We start from the raw sequence: 17,212 nt of genomic DNA, 5'->3' as shown, positions 1-17,212 counted from the left end.
TTCAAACCCGAAATTTCTCACTTCAAACCCGAAATTTCTCACTTCAAACCCGAAACTTCTCACTTCAAACCCGAAACTTCTCACTTCAAACCCGAAATTTCTCATTTCAAACCCGAAACTTCTCACTTCAAACCCGAAATTTCTCATTTCAAATTGTTTTCCTATTCCCCAATTATCGGAACTCTAACCCAAATCACTGAATCTGTGGTTACTATTGGTTACGATTATTTGGATTTCATATATTAAATTTGGTCGGGTGTAAATGTCTGTCGGGTGTCGTAAAAATCATATTATTGTTCCTATAACTGTAAGCCTGACTTTATTGCTAGTCGGTTGCAACGATAGCAAAGCCTCTCAATGTCAGCGACTAATTAAGACCGTGAACGAGGGAAATTCTTTATTAGAAATTAATAAAGGTACTCAGGTTGTCACAAGCTTGAAACTGGCTAAGGATTTGGAAGCAGAAACCAAAAAAATTGAGCGACTAAACTTAAAAGATCCCAAGCTAAAAGAATACCAGACTCGGTTTGTCAAAGTATTTACAACACTCAGTCAAAATATCAACAAAGCAGGTAAAGCGCTTAATACTGCAAAGCTAGCAAAAGCTTCAACATCTGGTAGACAACAAATACAAACATCCAGAAGTGAAATTGACAACGCCCTCAAAGCAGCCGAATTTGCTGGAAAACAATCAGATGTGCTTGCGGGACAAGTGAATAAATATTGTAGTCAGGCTGAATAGGGAGTACAAGGGGGGATGCAATTAAGAATCTCTCCGCGTCTCCAACTCACCGCGTCAACGAGTCTATTCCCATGTTTATTGAACTTCCCTAAAATCTACTTGCAGACTGGAGACAGTACTTTGGTCGTGAGTATACATTTAATAAATGTTGGGCTGGGTTGAAATTTGGAATGACTGTAATTAATTCTTCTAAGAGCTTCCTACTGCTAGTTTCACTACTAACTACAGCAGTAGCGTGCGATCAAAATACTCGTGCTTCTGTAGATACTTCCACACCAGTAGCACAAAATTCTCCACAGTCTCAAAATGTTATCCCCACCAAATCACTCTCACCTCAACGCATCCGTATTAATCTTAAAAATTTACCAAAACCCTTCGCGACTAAAAGCGCTTCAAAATCACCTCAAGTTGTCTCAATTCCTGCTAACCCAACACTGCGGGTTCCACCTGGGTTTACAGTCAATGTTTTTGCACAAGATTTAGATGCACCCCGTTGGTTAGCGTTAACCCCCAATGGTGATGTGTTGGTGACTGAAACCAGACAAAACCGCATTCGCTTGCTGCGTGACACCAACGGTGATGGTGTGGCTGATGTGAAAAAGACTTTTGCAACTGCTAAAAACGGGTTAAATCGTCCTTTTGGTATGACTTTTGCAGCCAATTCTTTCTTTTTAGGTAACACCGATGCAGTGCTACGCTTTCCTTATAGTCAAGGTCAGCAAGAACTTAGTGGTAACGGTCAAAAAATAGCTGACATTCCTGCTAATGGCTATAATCAGCACTGGACACGCAACGTCATAGTCTCGCCTGATGGTAATAAAATATATGTCTCTGTTGGTTCCGGTACAAACGTAGATGAGGAACCTTTACCACGGGCCTCTGTGCAGGTGATGAACTTGGATGGTTCCAATCAACAGACTTTTGCCTCTGGTTTGCGTAACCCAGTTGGTTTAGATTTTCACCCAGTAACTAAGCAACTTTACACAACTGTTAACGAACGAGATGGTATCGGTGATGACTTAGTACCAGATTACTTGACACGCCTGCAACAGGGTCAATTCTACGGCTGGCCTTATGCATACCTAGCGCCCAACAATATTGATCCACGTCAAGCAAATAATGGTAAAAGTAAACGCCCGGATTTAGTAAAGACTACCACTACACCGGATGTCTTGTTTCAAGCCCATTCTGCGGCTTTAGGGTTGCAATTTTACAACGGGCAGACTTTCCCGGCAAAATACCGCAATGGTGCTTTTGTTGCTTTTCGTGGTTCTTGGAATCGCGATCGCGGTACTGGTTATAAAGTTGTTTTTGTTCCTTTTGATGCAGAAGGACGCCCGCAAGGATACTATGAAGACTTCCTCGCCGGATTTCTACTAAATCCCAGCATCCCCACAACTTGGGGGCGTCCCGTCGGTTTACTAACTTTACCCGACGGTAGCCTAATTTTTACAGAAGAAGCCAACAACCGAATTTATCGAATTCAGTACAGTGGTTAGGGATCAGTTATCAGTTATCAGTTATCAGTTATCAGTCGTCAAATTAAACTGGTCACTGTTAACTGTTAACTGATTAAAACCACCCTTCCTGTTCTAGGGTTTCAATCAACTGTAATCCTCGCGGATCGCCTACTCCCAAAAGTGCAGCTTTGGTGTCTTCCCGGACTCCTAAATCTTTATCTTCGGCAAAAGCTTGAATTAAAGCATCAATGGCAGTGGCATAAACAATATTAGAAGGTAGTTCGCGACATAATTGTCCGATCGCCCAGGCGCTGTTACTCCGCACTGGTGCTACAGGATCTTGTACCAAAGCTTCGATTAATGGTGGTATGGCTCCAACCACAGTTTCATAACCAATTTGCGCCATCTGTGCTAGGGAACTTGCAGCCCACAATCGGACTGCGGAAATATCTGTTTTCAGGGTATCGGCTAGAGGTGCTAAACAACGGCGATCGCGGCAATTACCCAAGGCCCAAACCACACCTTTGCGTACGTACCCATTCCAATCTCGCTCCAATAGAGTAATCAATGGTTTTACAGCGTCGGGGCTGGGGTTACGTCCGAGTCCATAAGCTGCACTTACCCGTACTAGAGGGCAAGTATCAGTTAGCAAACTAATCAAATGAGGAATTGCTCGTGCATCTTCGACGTCACAAAAAGCACGTGCTGCCAGCATTCTTTGCTGGGGTTGGGGATGCTCTAATAGTGGTAGCATTTCCTCTGGATCGGGTTTTGGCACTTCTGACTCTGCGGTCAGTGGTTCCATTTTATCTAGAGGACTTTCTAGCTCCACTTCTACATCAAGTAGGCTGAGGTCGTCTTCGTCATACATAAATAAAAAGTACCATTCCCTACTACCACTTACCAATTAATTCAATATTTAAAATTGAAAGTGCAAAAAAATTAAAGTTATAAAGGTTTCTTCAGCCACAAAGATTGAGTTTCGTAACCCAAGTGATTATAAAGATTTAATGCAGCTTGGTTAGATTGAAACACCTGCAACCCGATTTGCTGATCACCTCTTTTCTTTGCCCAGTCTTCTGCATACTGCATCAAAGCTGTTGCAATTCCTCGTCGCCGATGTTCTGATACGACGTAGAGTAAAAAAATATGAGCATGGCGATCGCCTGTAATTTGGTCAATCGCATTTCCTATCCACAGACAGGCTACAGAGGATCGGGGGGAGTGAGGAAATGTTGATATATCCCCGTGTCCCAGTATCCCCGTGTCTTTTTCCATTCCTAAAAAATCCACCCACCACAAAGGTGTTTGGCTAGAAAAGTATTGTTGTACTGTTTGTGCAAGATGGGAAAAATCCATAGCAGAAAACATTTCTTGGTAAGTCAATTGCATGAACTTTACCAGCAATGCCCGATCTAAACTGGAGCCATGACGAATATAGTAACCTGGTAGCAGTTCCACAAATCAAAATGCAAGTTTTTGCTCACTAAAATAATACCGGAGCTGAAGACGACATGGAGAATAAAAAAGACACGCTTAATTTTTGTGCGTCTGTGACTCTCCCTATGCTCCCATTCTCCTCAACAGGTGCGGGTGCTGCCATATCCCCAGGTAAGAATATACGAGCACTGACTGCTACTAGCGCAAATAAAAATATCAACACTACGAGTAAGGGAGCTATGTATTGACGAAATATAGCCATTTTTGAGATATGAGACTTAACTGAAGATTTATGAAGTTAACATGATTTATTTTAGCGATGTTCAAGAGGATTCAGTTATCAGTTACTAGTTGATAACTGATAACTGATTTCACCTGCGATCGCGTTCTAAGTCCGCGATCGCTCTTTCCCAGTACCAGCTTTCTGGCATTCCTGGATAGTCTTGTCTTGCTTGTTCAACAAGGCGTTCTGCGGCGGCGGTGTCGCCAGCTACCATGGCAATTAGCTTATTTTTCAGACGGTTATCAGCTCCACGTGGGCTGGAAGGTCTGAGTGTTGGTTCGGTTGGTGAGTGTGTTAATGGTTCGGTTGGTGAGTTTGTTAATGGCTGAGTTGCAGGCTGTGAGTTGCTAGCTTTAGTTCGGTTAGACTGCTTACGCAATTCCCAAAATAAAACATAATAAAGTGTGCCAAAAATCAAAATGAGACTGAATGTTCCCAGAAAAGTTAGGAGGTTAAGTGTAAGAAATCCTAAAACTAACTGTGAAAGCACGTAGCCAAGTAACAGTCCTGTAAACAACAGGATTGTTGTGGCAACAATAATTATTAGTTTTTGCCCCATATATCTTCTTCCTCATCATCTAATCCTGGTCTTGGCATTGCTATAGGTTGAGGGTTCCAAGGAGCGAAAACAGGCAGTAGCAGTAACCCTGGCACGGCGGCAATAATAGTAATTAAGAAAAATGTAGACCAACCTGTGCTTTTGGCGATCGCTCCAGATGGAGCAGCCAAAATATCGCGGCTGACGGCCATTAAACTGGAAAGCAATGCATACTGGGTGGCGGAAAATCTCTGGTTACAAAGACTCATCAAAAAGGCAACAAAGGCAGCTGTTCCCAATCCACCACAAAAGTTTTCGATGTTAATAGTCACTACCAATAATTGGTAATTTTGAGTAAATTCCGGTTGGGCAAGTATAAAGTAAGCAAGGTTACTTAGAGCTTGCAACACGCCAAAAATCCACAGTGAACGATTGATACCTATTCTGCTTAAAACTAGACCACCGACAAGAGCGCCAACAATAGTAGCAATTAATCCCATTCCTACTTGTATTGTCCCAATATCGGTTTTAGTGAAACCAATGGTGAGTAAAAAGGGTGTTGCCATGTTACTCAGTAAAGCATCACCTAATTTATATAAGGTGATAAACACCAGAATTAATAAGGCTTGGACAACTCCTTGGCGCTGGAAAAACTCTCCAAATGGAAAGATAACAGCTTCAGCTAAAGAAGCGGGAGGGCTAATTTGTCGTGGTTCTGGTGCGAGTAAAACACCAAAAATCCCAATTACCATCATTCCTGCCATAAACAAATATACCGAAGACCAAGGCATCCGATCAGCTAATATTAATCCTAAAGAACCAGCAACTAATAGCGCAATTCGATAACCTAAAATAAAAATTGCTGCTCCAGCGCCCATTTCTAATTCTGTTAAAACATCGGTGCGGTAAGCATCAGCAGCAATATCTTGAGTCGCACTTAAAAAAGCAATAATTATGGCATTGATACCTAAAAGCTGTAACGCTTGTTTGGGTTGTTGAAAAGCCATAAAGGCGATCGCGACGATCAAAGCGATCTGCGTCACAATCAACCAACCCCGCCGTCGTCCCAAAAATGGCGGTGTAAACCGATCTAGAAACGGAGACCAAAGAAACTTTAATGAATAAGGTAATGCAGCAAGGCTTAACCAGCCAATCGCCGCCAAATCCACCTTTTCTTGAGTCATCCAGGCTTTGAGGTTATTCCCAATTAATAATAGGGGCAAACCTGATGCAAAACCTAGCAATAATAAAGCCGCCATCTTGCGGCTTTCAAATACCTTAAGCAGAGATTGAATTTGTTGCACAGTATTTTATACGTTTATCAGGAATGAGAATTTAATTTACTTTTGAGAACGAGAATTTAAGGATGAAATTTTGTATTTCTTTATTGTTAGCTATGACTTGCGGATATCTGTGTTTTTCCGGATCAGGAATTAAAATATATTGCCATAACCAGTGTGTAATTTAGTGCCAATTTGGCCCATACGATTTTGGATTGTGGATTTTAGATTTTAGATTGTGGATCGATTCAACATATGAATCCGGGGAATTGTACCATATCTTACTCCCCAATCCCCAATCCCCAATCCCCAATCCCCAATCCCTAATCCCTAATCCCTAATCCCTAATTCATAAACCTGATGTCCTCTAATTTCTACCCCATGTTCAACAAGGCATTTTGTCCAACCTTCACGAGTACCGATATCACTTTTGTGTTTGAGTAATCCTAATTCAACTTCTTTTTGAGTGAGTTGAGAAAATTCGTTGTATAAATGATAATCAGGAGTCACAAATGTTTCTTTACGGTGGAGTATGGGTGGATTTGCTCTGCTAGCATAGTCTCGGTGAGTTATGTATAAAGTTTTTAAGTCAATAATTATACTTGCTTTTAAAGCCGGATGAGGATCAGTATCAAAATCTGGATAAAGTAGATAAGAAATTTGTGATTTCTCGGTATCAAATTTAATTAGTGTGGCATCATCAACACGTCCGATAGTTCGACTAGCGCAGCCTTCGTATATTCGTAGCAAAGCATCAAGTTCACACAGAGCAGAAACGTGAACGTATAAAGCGCTACGTGTGTGTTTCCCGATTTTACTTTTTTCGCAAGCAGTCTTTACTACCCCCGATTTCCCTAAGCTAAACAGCTTCGCATCAGCAACTTCGCAAGCTTCCTCATAGGAACCAAAAAAGGCTTTGATGTCGTGGCGCATTTCTGGTGATAGCTTGTACCATGAAGGGCGAGTTTCAAAATGGGTCAAAGCGAGATAAACTTGAATATCAAGAGAACGACGGTAGGCGATCGCATCCCATTCGGCTTCGTCGGTGGCTTGCAAAACCACAGCAAAAGCTCGGCGGAAGTTACCAAATTCCTTTAATAATTCCTGTTCATTCTCCAATTCGCCCTTGACTGGTAGTCTCCCGCGTTTAGCATGAAAATCCATTAACGGCTTAAGCACATCTTGGTAATCTTCAAACCGTTTGACTGGAATGCGGACTCTAGGCGTAGAGTTCTTAGAGAAGAAGCGTAAGGCTTTGTATTCTTCCTTTTCAGCTTCATCTCGAAACACAAAGTAGACACCCAGCGCTACAGGTACAGCATCGACATTTAGTGTTTCATCAATGTATTTTTTAAGTTCTTCTTGTTGGTAATATTTCTGAAACGTGTTATGGCGGGTGACAACACCGTCGCCATAAGGTATGAGATTGCGGCTTGCAGCATTAACTAGAACTTGGGCAGCAACAATTAATACTTTGCGAGCAAGTGACCAAGCTGCCACAAGGGCTTGACGACGTTCTTCTGTATCTTCAATTACATTCAAGATGTAGCCCAAATTGACCACATCAGCAGAAATGCGATCGCGACTAGGAAAATAATAAGGGTCCCAGCCAGAACTTGTGTAACCTAAATTGGCAATGCGATCGACATCACCACCATATCCACAACCATAGTCAAAAAACGTAGTCTCTTTGTTTAGAATTGACCACTCGATTGCCAATTTTACAGGGCGAGACAAATCAATGCGGAAGATCGCAGCCCGATGGCGTTCAATTTCGATGTAGCTCTCGGACATTAAAACAATTAAATTTGTTAGTAGTTGGTAGTTAGTAGTGTTTGTATTAACCACTAACCATAATTTCAATTCTTGGTCGCTAATTCAATCAAATCTTCAATTTTCTTGATATTTGGATCACCAGCTAAATATCCAATACCACGATGCAAATGCAGGCGAAATTGGGTAGCTAAGGTTTCTTTGTCTGTACCGCAACCGTCGTTGTAACAGCGTTGTTTTAATGCCATTAGCAGAATATCAGACATTTCGCCCCCAAAAACGCGCCAAGTCATCTCGACGTTACTATCATGAGGAATTGGGACTGGAGAAGGTGCTGTGGGTTCAGCAAGGGAACGACAAAACGCCCAACGACACAGAATATTCCATTGGTCGATTTTGGTATTGCGTTTGAGTTTTGTCAGTTGTTCTTTAGCTGTTTGAGATAATTTGATGCGTTCTATAGGAGTTTCCATATATTTTGATTGATTCGCACAGAGCGATTTTGCTTGTTTAGTAGGTAATTATATTAGTTATTGACTTTTCAGATATCCTCTAAGCAGGTTTATCAAGAGACTCAGTGTGTTCTACTGCTTCAGAATTTGTGCCAACAATTCTGGTGCAATCCGAAATCCTGCTTTGCTTATCAGATTATCAATCACAGGTTGCAACGATTCAAGTTCACCTACTTGTTTAGCACGTAGTATAATTCCCAAAATACCTGTTACTTTCAATCCCAGAGATTGAGCAACTTTCCTACCCTCACGTTCATCTAGCAGTATCCAATCTGCTTTAAGTTCAATAGCAAGAGCGATCGCTTCAGCTTCTCCTTTGTCCAAAGTTTGTTTCAATAGCTGTGTAAGTGGCTCATTCGTTACCTCTCGAATCTGAATCCATCCGGCTGAAATTGCTTCACGAATCGTCTGAGAACCGGGTCGCTCTTCACCAATTTTCAACTCATCAAGTACAGCACTTGGAATCAGAACCTCACCAAATTGCTGATACAGAAGGAGAAGTTGATCCACAATAGCCAAGTTCAAAATCGGTGATGTGTTACTCACTATGAGCATAAGTCAAATCATCATCTAATTCTTCAGAACCGTAGTGTCGCACAACTTTGCGCCGACCGAGTAGTTGTCCAAATTCATATTTATCCATTTGAGCCAGTTCTCTTGCTTTACCAAAGGATAGGAAATCTTGTGTATAGAGAGCAATTGCTAATTCTTGTAGCAATTCCTGCTCAATACGCTGTTCAGGCAAACGAATGGCTTGCAAAATAGAATCAGAAATTGAAATCTGTAGTCCCATCTTCTTTTAAGGTTGGTTGAGTATTCATCTATTACTATCATCCTCTGTATCAGTCTCGGACGGAAAGAAGTCAGGGTTTGTCACTTGTTCTGGAGTATAAGGGCATTTTTCTGGAAAAATTTGTTCGCCTAATTGAGTTTCTCGAATTGCTAAAGCTAAACCGAGTTCATAAGCAGCCAGAAAAATTTCATTGAGATAAGGCTTTAAACTTGGGCTATCTTCTAAAAGCAATTTGATTTGGACACGTTGTTCTCGAATTGTACCTAGCCAACTACTGCTACGTTTTTCAGATTGAAACTGCCATTTCAATAAATGACCTAATAATACTCCTAAACGATTCCGTAACTCTTGGCGTTCTTTCCTACCCAAACTCTCAATTTCCTCAATCAGATTACCTGTATCTACTTCATCCCACTTTTGAGCTTTAAGCAAACTGACCTGCTCTTGAGTCCAAGCATAGAAATCGGTTTCATAGAGAAAAGATGTATGCATTTTGAGTACGAAATTTTTTAACAGCTTTGATTTCCTATGAGTTTTAGTCCCTCAGTCCAATATTAGTACAGGTTGAGATTACCAAAAATAACCCGGTTGTATACTTGTTTGGCGGGTAGACGAGTCGTATTTGAGGAGATATTCGCGGGCGATCGCTTCGTTTTCGCGCAAGGTTTTAACTTCTTTTTCTCCAATTTCGGTATCGGTGGAAAGTAAAATTACTTGATGAGAAGCCGAAGGAAAGTAACGTTCGACTAAGTTAGTGCGGTGCGATGAATCTAGCCTACCAAGTGGTGTATCAATCGCTACTGGTAGACGCAGCCCGGAGACTCGTGCCAATCCCCAGAGGAAGGCGATCGCTAAAAGTTGTTTTTCTCCAGCGGAAAGGCGATGCTTGGGTACTGATTGCGACTGCAAATCAAATAGAGATAGGCTAAAAGTATTGCTATCAATGACGATGCGATGCACTAAGTCTGATTTGTGCAACAGATAGCGAAAGCACTCAGTAATTTCATTTTCTAATTTATTTAATTTTCTCAAAGTCAACCTTTCGCGGAACAGCTTGAGGGTTTCTTGAACTCTCGCTGAAGCAGTAATAACATGTTCTCTATTTTTACGATCAATCGTTTGTTCGGTATATTCTTTTAAATCCTTTTTACACTTCTCAATACTTGTTTCTAATTCAACCAAATGACGGCGTACAGTTTCGCAACTAGCTTTAGCTTCAGCAACTTTTTGTTGGGCTTTTCGCATCACATCACGCAGTTGATCGTACTCTTCTGGAGATGCTGCTGTTTGCATTTGTCTCTCAAGATTAATTATTTCTTCTTCTTGATTTTTCAGATTTAATAATTGCTGTTTTACAGAGTTTTTCGCATTGTGTAAGTAATAAATTACATTACCTAGTTGACTTAAAGCTTCATCATCTACTAATAACCAAGATTTTTCTTTTAGTAAATTAGTATTTCGTCTATTTTCATCTTCTTCCAAAAAGGATTTTATTTTTGCAAGTTTTTGATTTTCGATTTCTAACTTACTAATTAAATCAATTAAATCTTTATCTCTTTCAAGTAAAATATCTTGTGCTATTTGCGCTTGTCGAGCGCGAAATTCTTTTTCTCCTTGTGCTTGCACTTGGGTAAGTAACGGTTGAATTAATGCTAAGGGTAAAACATCACCAGCAGATTCACACATTGTCTGACGAATTGCTTCTGCTTCGGTAGTTACTTCTTTTTTTTGTTGTTCCAAATGACTACGTTCTGCGGCTATTTTCCCGCCTTCCGAAAGGAATTTATCAACAGCTTCTTGTTCTTCTTGTTCTGATAACTTTAATTCTGCTTGTAGGGAAGTTAAATTTTGCTGTTGATGATTAAATTCTTCCTGTAGCCCTTTGAGATTTTGTTCAATTTCTTCTAAGTTATCTAAGTCTTGTTTTTCGGCTATTTCCTTGCGTTTGCGATTGACTAAAATTTCTATATCTACCGCTAATTTTTCCGCCAACTCTAGCCCTAAAAGAGTGCGAATTGCATCCACGACCATTGGTGGTGGTACTTCCTGTTCTGCTAGTTCTTTTACCTGTTCTCCATCAAAAAGAAATAAGTTAGAAATTCCTAAAGGTAACAGATTTTCAATATAATCATCCCAAGTATTAACTAAAGCTTCAACAGGCCAGGTATCATCATCACCCAAAATTCCTAAATTATCTTTACCCTCTTTAGGATTTTTTTCCCAAGTTCTGACAATTCTATATTTAATGGGTTTGTCATTTTCAATATGTTCAAATACTAACTCAACACGAGTTTTTTCATTCGGTTCGGCTTTACTATTAACACATTGAGTCAGAAAATCACTATAACTTAAATTTCCACGAGTAGAACATTGAGCGCGATGTCCATAAAGTGCAAGGCGGATTGCATCCATGAGTGTTGTTTTACCACCACCATTCATTCCCCCCAAAAGTAGAATTGGGCGAGTGTAATCATGATTCTTTGGATTCAAATTGATTACCTGACGTCCATTGTAGGGACCAAAGTTTTGCAGAATAAGTTCGAGAAAAATCATAGTAATGTTTGATATTTAATTCTCATACAAATACGCACTAGATAGATCCCCGATTTCTTTGAGGATACAGCTGGCGAATGGTGGGTCTGACCCCTCGTTCACCCACAAATTTGTTTGTAGAGTAGAGACGTAGCAATGCTACGTCTCTACATCTGTTGGGATAACGAAAAATCGTTCAATGAGGGGTGATACCCCTGATTCGCCAGCTGTATCCTCAAAGAAGTCGGGGATCTTAGGTGTTATGTTATGAACACTTCATTATTACCCATAAATTTAACAGATAACTGATAACTGTTCACTATTCACTTTCCTTTTTTTGGTATTTCATATTTGCCCAAGTTTTCGATTTAGCTACTGATTTTGTAGTTGATGAGTTTTCTATAGGATTTTCTGCTAACTTATCTGTTACATTTGTGATTTCTTCAGTTGTAGTCACATCTCCTAAAGTTAGCTGCTTTACTTTTTCCACATCACCTTGAGTAATTGCTGTTTTCAAATCCCTTTTCATGTGAGCAATATCAATTGCTTCTTCGCGAGAACGGGAACTAGTTTCAAAACATTTTTCTAGCGCATCATATATTCCCACGCGACGCGCTCTCTTACGAAATTGGCGTTCTGTATCTAACAACTTCGCCATTAGTTCAAGATGCATAGCGTCATCTGCACAGATTTCTTCTAACACAGCCCATTCATCGCTACCTAAGAGACTATAGTCAGCACCAGGGCGCGGATCTTGAAATTCTTCACCAGTCACTTCTTTATATATGCGGGGTAAACTATCATCAAATTCGTGTCTTTCTTCTAACCAAATGCGGCGAATTTCGCTCATTTCTTCTGAGGTTATTAATGTAATATCGCGCATGTTTTTTGGTGCTGTGTGACGAAGTTGTTGTTGAATAGTTAGAAGTTTTCTAAGCCAATATTCTCGTGCTTCTTTAATATATGGCCCTGGAATAGGTTCTACCGAAATTTCTTCATTGAGGTTACGTTCATAAAGCTGCACATCACCATTTCTACGCCGAAAATCTCGTCTTTCGCGGTTTATTGGTGCATCTAATTCTTTACGAAAATCAAGAAGAGGTTGTAACCATTCTTTTTCTTCGTCATTTTGAATCATTGCAGTTAGTGATTTATCTTCACTTACTAGCGTACAGACCCAGCAGCCAAAACGAGAACTACCACAACTAGGAGTAGATGTATCAACAACTAAAGGACATTCATTATCAGCGCTAGCACCTCTGTACATCGAGAATAAATCTTTGTTGCTATATCCCCAAGGATTTTCCCATTGCATGAGATAAAGCCAAACCTCATCATTTCGCCAATCTTCTACAGGACTGTAAACTAGGGAATTTGGCAAATTCATATTAGGACTGAGGCGATCGCGTACCCGTTTGCTTTCCCACTGTTTCATTCTATAAGCACGTTTTGTGCTTTCCGCTTTGCGAGTACCTAAAACAAGAATAGCTTCACCACAACTACGGATAACATTACGAATAAAGCGGTTAGATGGATTAATTTTTAGACGTTCTGTACACCACCGGAATTTCGGTTTTGGTGCTGGATAACCTTTACCTATTAAACCTACCCAAAATGTTTCTTTGGGTTCTGGTTGTAGTAGATGTGGTTCAAATGGTAGCTTTTGCTCTTGAGCAGCCAATTTCATTTGCTTGAGAGAGTTGCGTACCCAAACAGAGACATAGGGATTTTCTACTAACGTATCTGTTGTAATCACATGAATAGTCTTAGTTCGCTTTTCTGGTGGGAGTTGTGCGATCGCATTCCATACCAACTGTAGTACACAAGAACTATCTTTTCCACCTGAATAACCCACAACCCAAGGTATTTCGTCCAAACAATACAAATCTTGTATTTCTGTAGTCAAAAGTTGAATCTCTTCTACTAACTCTGCTACAGTACGCGATTGCTGACTTTTGTTTTCTGGCTGTTTTGCGATGACCATTTCTCCCTTCCTCTGGAATAACAGGTGATAAATGGCTCAATTCCCTCCATTTTTGGGGAAATAGTGCAATATTTTACTCACCCTTTCTATGTGTACTGTAAAATTCACCCTAATATTCTAAATCTTTAAGGTTTTTAAAAACTTTATCAGTAAAATTAATTTCTGTAGAACAATATTTTGACCACAACTTCAAATCTTTAAAAATTAACATGAATCAAAGCGCAAATAACCCAAGTGCTGACATTGCAAGTGAATATTTAGAACGGGAAAAGAAAGATAAACAGATACTAGCTATTTTGCTAGAAAAGTTCATGAATCAAAAAAACCACATTATAGTTCAGAAAACTGAGATGGGTGGTACTGAAGCATATATCAGTTCTGTTACTTTGGAATGGTTTGCAGGTCGGGTTCGCTTTGCTTCTGCTTTACCTTTGCTTCAGCAAAAATATAATCCTCAGACAGATAATATTGAGATTGATGCAGAAAGTATTGACGAGATTCAGCAACGTCCTTTGGATTGGTCACGTCAACTACCTTTAACACAATATTTAGCAGGTCGCAAAAATCATAAGTTTCCACCTGTATTGGTAGTAATTAACCAAGGGTGGGTTGATGACCCCAAAGCTGCTGAGTGGGATAGTCAAGGACAGGCTATACAATCTACCACAGATTTTACAGTTCTAGACAAAGAAGGAAAAGTTGGTTTACTTAATATTTCTGAAGAGGATGTAACAATCTACGCATTAGATGGTCAACACCGACTCATGGGGGTACAGGGGTTGATGGAATTGCTAAAAACTGGCAAACTCCAACGTTATAAGAAGGAAAAAACCCCAGATGACACTTTCATTACAATCGATGATTTAATTGAGCAGTATCATCTTCAGCCAGCTTATCTGCAAAACTTACCCAAAGAAAAAATTGGGATTGAGTTCATTTGTGCAGTTGAGAAAGGCGAAACTCGCGAACAAGCAAGACGACGAGTGCGATCAATCTTTGTGCATGTAAATTTAATGGCTGCACCTTTAACAAAAGGTCAATTAGCACAGTTGAATGAAGATGATGGTTTTTCGATTGTTGCGAGAAAAATAGCTGTGGTGCATCCGCTTTTGGAACAGCGTGAAGGTAGAAAACCTCGTGTTAATTGGAATAGTGCTACAGTTGCAGCTAAATCAACTGTTTTGACGACCCTACAAGCCCTCACAGATATGTCTGAGCGATATTTAGGGCAAAAATTTCCTCATTGGAAACCTTTGGATAAAGGTCTAATTCCTAACCGTCCAGAGAATCAGGAACTTGAGGAGGGGATACAAGAATTTCACAAGCTTTTTGATGCTTTGGCAAGCCTTTCGAGTTATAAGCTTTTAGAAGATGAGGAGACACCAGCTTTGCGAAAATTTAGCTTTGAAAAAGACGGAGGTGAAGGAAATATGCTTTTCCGTCCTGTTGCTCAAGTAGCTGTTGCACAAGCTTTGGGTATCTTGATTTTCCGCAAAGGTTTCAAATTGGAGAATCTTGTTAAGAAGTTGCGGAAATTTGATCAGCAGGGTGGTTTTAGTGGAATGGAGTTTCCCCAATCTCTGTGGTATGGGGTTTTGTATGATCCAAATAAAAAGCGTGTGCAAGTTGCTGGAAGGGATCTAGCAGCGAAGTTACTAATTTATATTCTGGGTGGTATTCACGATCAGATGGAACGTGCTGAACTTCGCAAAGCTTTGGCTGATGCTAGAACAATTGAGAATAAAACTATGGGTTTTGATGGTAATTTTGTTGAACCAAAACAGGTAGGACTTCCACAGATTATTTCTTGAATTTTTGCGGTAATAGTTTGAATACTTTCTAAAAGTCAACTGAGTTTGGATTTTGGATTTTGGATTGACTCCACAGATAAATCTACTTGCTCTGTACCATAAAGGAATTATCGATTAAGAAAATCAAATATCACCTAGGATGGATATAATTTATTAGTTTTAAAACCAACTATTTTAAGAGAGGAATTTGCTTAAATCGAATTCCTCTTCTTGTTTATCTTTATTAGTTCTTGTATGAGTCAGAATTAACAAAATACGTTCTGTATAGTCTACTGCTCCTCGCAATTCACCTTGCAAAATTTCTAATCCACCATTAGCATACTCTTCAAAAATGTGGTTGCGGTTAGTTTCATATTCTTCTTCGCCCAATGAGAGGATTTTGATATCTTGAGTTTCGGTAATTCCCAGTAGTTTGATTATCCAATCATTACCCACAGATGCAAAGTATTCTAGCCTGATTGGTGATGGTTCTCTTTTAGAAATTTCTCCTAATGGGACTCGTTTTTTATGCTTCGCACCTAAAGCAGCAGCAAACACTATTACATCAGCAAAGGTTTGAAAAGGCCCAGTTCCACCATCAGCTGATGTTAAAGCCTTGACCAACTCAGCTTTATCTTTTGCAACTCTGATTCTACCTGTTTCTGCCATCGTTCTAAAGTATACATTGTTGCAATTTTAACCGAAGCTTAAACCTATGTCTAACGACAAACCGTAAAGTGTTTGCTGAGTTTGTTCTCTGTGTTTTCTTTGCGTCAATTATTGCTACGAACAAACACTTCATTGATGCGATCGCACACCAAACAAAAACCTCTTTTGGCAGAATAATAACGATACCAACTAGAATCGAAGAGTAATCAGAACTACGCCAACTCAGAGGCTGTATTATGGAAGACTTAGAACGACGCAAGCTTTTGTCAGCACTGAGTCATGGAGCAATATTTTTTAGCTCTTTGATTGTGTCTATTGGCATACCCATTGCAATCTTGTATCTCAGCAATGATCCTATAGTCAAGGAAAATGCTAAAGAATCCCTGAATTTCCACATCAACCTTTATATTTATGCACTGGTTTTTGGGTTGTTGTCGATAGTTCTCATTGGTATTCCATTCCTGATTGGTTTATGGATTATTAGTTTGATTATGCCAATTATTGCTATTATTCGAGTTCTCAGTGAACCCAATATACCCTACCGCTACTCATTTATCTTTCGTTTGGTTTAAAAACAAGTGACCTTTTATACTATGTTCACTTGAACACTTATACTATCTCCCTGTGTCAGTAATGGGTAATGAGTAATTGGCTATTACCTAATTGTTGCGATCGCATTATAAAAAATCTCTCTGCATTCTTGCATCTCCCCGGCGCATCTCTACAATTTTTTAGCAAGGCTTGACTTGTGATGATTAATATAGTACAAAAATACTATATTAAATTCAGTCTTGCGTAAAAATCTACCAGAAATAGAAACTGTTTTGCCAATAGGAGAGCAAATAATAGATGAAGCTATCGAAACTTGATTTAAGCAATGTAGTAGCGATCGCTCATTCTCAAGGACATTTACAGTTATTACTCGATCTCGGTCATGAGCTAGAGTTTATAAAAATTCCTGCACCCGTCGAAGCTTTTGAGGGACTGCAACATTTAAACGAGATTGTTGCAGAAGCTAAAGATTTACCTTTATATGAACAATCAATCCCAATGTTGCCAATTCATTCATCAATGGCGACTGCTGTCGGCTATGATGACAACAAAAATATTTTACAAGTTGAGTTTCACAACGGTGCAGTTTATCAATATTCAGATATAGATCAACATACTTGGCAAGATTTACAGCAAGCTGATTCTATTGGTAAGTTTTTCAATGAAAATGTCAAAGGTAAATATCAGTATGAGCGTGTAAATGATAATTTTTGCTGGTAATTACCTCGTTTAAACGTTCCTGGTGCTTCTGGCTAATTGCTAATAGCGAATTGCTATTGGTAATTAGCCTTTACTTTTTGAAGATTTTCGTAACTGCCTAGCTAGTAGTATTTGAGGAAAGGAAAACAGAGACATTACCTTGTA

At 39.7% G+C, this 17,212-nt stretch carries 18 protein-coding genes and 1 pseudogene; 6 read left to right on the top strand and 13 right to left on the bottom strand.

All coding sequences use genetic code 11. The features are described 5' to 3' along the window. The 3 genes and pseudogenes from AC5JMK_RS00595 to AC5JMK_RS00585 form a co-directional block, all read left to right on the top strand. Nucleotides 1-246 (top strand): annotated as a pseudogene (locus AC5JMK_RS00595) (hypothetical protein); the annotation flags it as partial. A 16-nt stretch (nucleotides 247-262) separates the two neighbouring features. After that, nucleotides 263-742: a hypothetical protein gene (locus AC5JMK_RS00590; RefSeq protein WP_096678440.1), complete on the top strand. Its 480-nt coding sequence runs from the start codon at nucleotides 263-265 to the stop codon at nucleotides 740-742. 170 nt (nucleotides 743-912) lie between these two features. After that, nucleotides 913-2,241, top strand: coding sequence for a PQQ-dependent sugar dehydrogenase (locus AC5JMK_RS00585; protein ID WP_096678442.1), 1,329 nt, complete (start codon nucleotides 913-915; stop codon nucleotides 2,239-2,241). A 73-nt stretch (nucleotides 2,242-2,314) separates the two neighbouring features. Here the strand turns inward: AC5JMK_RS00585 and AC5JMK_RS00580 are convergent, their stop codons facing one another. The 12 genes from AC5JMK_RS00580 to dndC all read right to left on the bottom strand — a co-directional run bounded on the left by AC5JMK_RS00580 (nucleotide 2,315) and on the right by dndC (nucleotide 13,337). Then, entirely contained in the window at nucleotides 2,315-3,073 is a 759-nt protein-coding gene (locus tag AC5JMK_RS00580) for a HEAT repeat domain-containing protein (protein WP_096678444.1), read from the bottom strand. A gap of 77 nt (nucleotides 3,074-3,150) precedes the next feature. Continuing rightward, the gene (locus tag AC5JMK_RS00575; protein WP_096678446.1) at nucleotides 3,151-3,663 is read right to left on the bottom strand and encodes a GNAT family N-acetyltransferase; all 513 of its coding nucleotides are present in this window, start codon (nucleotides 3,661-3,663) and stop codon (nucleotides 3,151-3,153) included. A 25-nt stretch (nucleotides 3,664-3,688) separates the two neighbouring features. Then, a complete protein-coding gene (locus AC5JMK_RS00570) occupies nucleotides 3,689-3,904 on the bottom strand; it encodes a DUF8624 family small hydrophobic protein (protein WP_096678448.1) in 216 nt (71 codons plus the stop codon). A gap of 109 nt (nucleotides 3,905-4,013) precedes the next feature. Then, nucleotides 4,014-4,484, bottom strand: a complete 471-nt coding sequence (locus AC5JMK_RS00565) for an ABC transporter permease (RefSeq protein ID WP_096678450.1) — start codon at nucleotides 4,482-4,484, stop codon at nucleotides 4,014-4,016. Then, entirely contained in the window at nucleotides 4,469-5,767 is a 1,299-nt protein-coding gene (locus AC5JMK_RS00560) for an AmpG family muropeptide MFS transporter (protein ID WP_495909152.1), read from the bottom strand. The genes AC5JMK_RS00565 and AC5JMK_RS00560 overlap by 16 nt, the downstream gene beginning before the upstream one ends. A 306-nt stretch (nucleotides 5,768-6,073) precedes the next feature. Continuing rightward, a complete protein-coding gene (locus AC5JMK_RS00555; protein ID WP_495909151.1) occupies nucleotides 6,074-7,537 on the bottom strand; it encodes a DNA phosphorothioation-associated putative methyltransferase in 1,464 nt (487 codons plus the stop codon). A gap of 65 nt (nucleotides 7,538-7,602) precedes the next feature. Further along, complete coding sequence (gene dndE, locus AC5JMK_RS00550) at nucleotides 7,603-7,989, bottom strand: DNA sulfur modification protein DndE (RefSeq protein WP_096678452.1); 387 nt, start codon at nucleotides 7,987-7,989, stop codon at nucleotides 7,603-7,605. 111 nt (nucleotides 7,990-8,100) lie between these two features. Beyond that, a complete protein-coding gene (locus AC5JMK_RS00545) occupies nucleotides 8,101-8,583 on the bottom strand; it encodes a PIN domain-containing protein (protein WP_017310448.1) in 483 nt (160 codons plus the stop codon). Next, a complete protein-coding gene (locus AC5JMK_RS00540; protein ID WP_096678455.1) occupies nucleotides 8,567-8,821 on the bottom strand; it encodes a UPF0175 family protein in 255 nt (84 codons plus the stop codon). Before AC5JMK_RS00540 ends, AC5JMK_RS00545 begins: the two co-directional genes overlap by 17 nt. A 24-nt stretch (nucleotides 8,822-8,845) precedes the next feature. Beyond that, nucleotides 8,846-9,313, bottom strand: a complete 468-nt coding sequence (locus tag AC5JMK_RS00535; RefSeq protein ID WP_096678457.1) for a DUF29 domain-containing protein — start codon at nucleotides 9,311-9,313, stop codon at nucleotides 8,846-8,848. A 78-nt stretch (nucleotides 9,314-9,391) separates the two neighbouring features. Continuing rightward, nucleotides 9,392-11,374, bottom strand: coding sequence for a DNA sulfur modification protein DndD (gene dndD, locus AC5JMK_RS00530; protein ID WP_096678458.1), 1,983 nt, complete (start codon nucleotides 11,372-11,374; stop codon nucleotides 9,392-9,394). A 298-nt stretch (nucleotides 11,375-11,672) separates the two neighbouring features. Further along, nucleotides 11,673-13,337: a DNA phosphorothioation system sulfurtransferase DndC gene (dndC, locus tag AC5JMK_RS00525; protein ID WP_096678460.1), complete on the bottom strand. Its 1,665-nt coding sequence runs from the start codon at nucleotides 13,335-13,337 to the stop codon at nucleotides 11,673-11,675. 209 nt (nucleotides 13,338-13,546) lie between these two features. Between dndC and AC5JMK_RS00520 the strand changes: the two genes are divergently transcribed. Beyond that, complete coding sequence (locus AC5JMK_RS00520; RefSeq protein ID WP_495909150.1) at nucleotides 13,547-15,148, top strand: DGQHR domain-containing protein; 1,602 nt, start codon at nucleotides 13,547-13,549, stop codon at nucleotides 15,146-15,148. Between the two features lie 174 nt (nucleotides 15,149-15,322). Here the strand turns inward: AC5JMK_RS00520 and AC5JMK_RS00515 are convergent, their stop codons facing one another. Beyond that, the gene (locus AC5JMK_RS00515; RefSeq protein ID WP_096678464.1) at nucleotides 15,323-15,796 is read right to left on the bottom strand and encodes a DNA phosphorothioation-associated protein 4; all 474 of its coding nucleotides are present in this window, start codon (nucleotides 15,794-15,796) and stop codon (nucleotides 15,323-15,325) included. 236 nt (nucleotides 15,797-16,032) lie between these two features. Between AC5JMK_RS00515 and AC5JMK_RS00510 the strand changes: the two genes are divergently transcribed. After that, nucleotides 16,033-16,368, top strand: coding sequence for a DUF4870 domain-containing protein (locus tag AC5JMK_RS00510; RefSeq protein ID WP_096678466.1), 336 nt, complete (start codon nucleotides 16,033-16,035; stop codon nucleotides 16,366-16,368). 277 nt (nucleotides 16,369-16,645) lie between these two features. Beyond that, nucleotides 16,646-17,068 (top strand): KTSC domain-containing protein, encoded by a 423-nt coding sequence (locus AC5JMK_RS00505; protein ID WP_495909149.1) that lies wholly within the window; start codon nucleotides 16,646-16,648, stop codon nucleotides 17,066-17,068. Nucleotides 17,069-17,212: the final 144 nt, after the last annotated feature.

The organism is Pelatocladus sp. (assembly GCF_059505505.1).
The sequence above is the reverse complement of the archived record's forward strand: the minus strand, read 5'-3'. Positions and strand labels throughout refer to the sequence as shown.

Coding starts and splice junctions, on each gene's coding strand:
- dndD (WP_096678458.1), bottom strand. CDS start 11,374: ATGATTTTTCTCGAACTTATTCTGCAAAACTTTGGTCCCTACAATGGA.
- dndE (WP_096678452.1), bottom strand. CDS start 7,989: ATGGAAACTCCTATAGAACGCATCAAATTATCTCAAACAGCTAAAGAA.
- AC5JMK_RS00565 (WP_096678450.1), bottom strand. CDS start 4,484: ATGGGGCAAAAACTAATAATTATTGTTGCCACAACAATCCTGTTGTTT.
- AC5JMK_RS00585 (WP_096678442.1), top strand. CDS start 913: ATGACTGTAATTAATTCTTCTAAGAGCTTCCTACTGCTAGTTTCACTA.
- AC5JMK_RS00540 (WP_096678455.1), bottom strand. CDS start 8,821: ATGGGACTACAGATTTCAATTTCTGATTCTATTTTGCAAGCCATTCGT.
- AC5JMK_RS00590 (WP_096678440.1), top strand. CDS start 263: ATGTCTGTCGGGTGTCGTAAAAATCATATTATTGTTCCTATAACTGTA.
- AC5JMK_RS00555 (WP_495909151.1), bottom strand. CDS start 7,537: ATGTCCGAGAGCTACATCGAAATTGAACGCCATCGGGCTGCGATCTTC.
- AC5JMK_RS00515 (WP_096678464.1), bottom strand. CDS start 15,796: ATGGCAGAAACAGGTAGAATCAGAGTTGCAAAAGATAAAGCTGAGTTG.
- AC5JMK_RS00580 (WP_096678444.1), bottom strand. CDS start 3,073: ATGTATGACGAAGACGACCTCAGCCTACTTGATGTAGAAGTGGAGCTA.
- AC5JMK_RS00505 (WP_495909149.1), top strand. CDS start 16,646: ATGAAGCTATCGAAACTTGATTTAAGCAATGTAGTAGCGATCGCTCAT.
- AC5JMK_RS00520 (WP_495909150.1), top strand. CDS start 13,547: ATGAATCAAAGCGCAAATAACCCAAGTGCTGACATTGCAAGTGAATAT.
- AC5JMK_RS00510 (WP_096678466.1), top strand. CDS start 16,033: ATGGAAGACTTAGAACGACGCAAGCTTTTGTCAGCACTGAGTCATGGA.
- AC5JMK_RS00535 (WP_096678457.1), bottom strand. CDS start 9,313: ATGCATACATCTTTTCTCTATGAAACCGATTTCTATGCTTGGACTCAA.
- AC5JMK_RS00570 (WP_096678448.1), bottom strand. CDS start 3,904: ATGGCTATATTTCGTCAATACATAGCTCCCTTACTCGTAGTGTTGATA.
- dndC (WP_096678460.1), bottom strand. CDS start 13,337: ATGGTCATCGCAAAACAGCCAGAAAACAAAAGTCAGCAATCGCGTACT.
- AC5JMK_RS00545 (WP_017310448.1), bottom strand. CDS start 8,583: ATGCTCATAGTGAGTAACACATCACCGATTTTGAACTTGGCTATTGTG.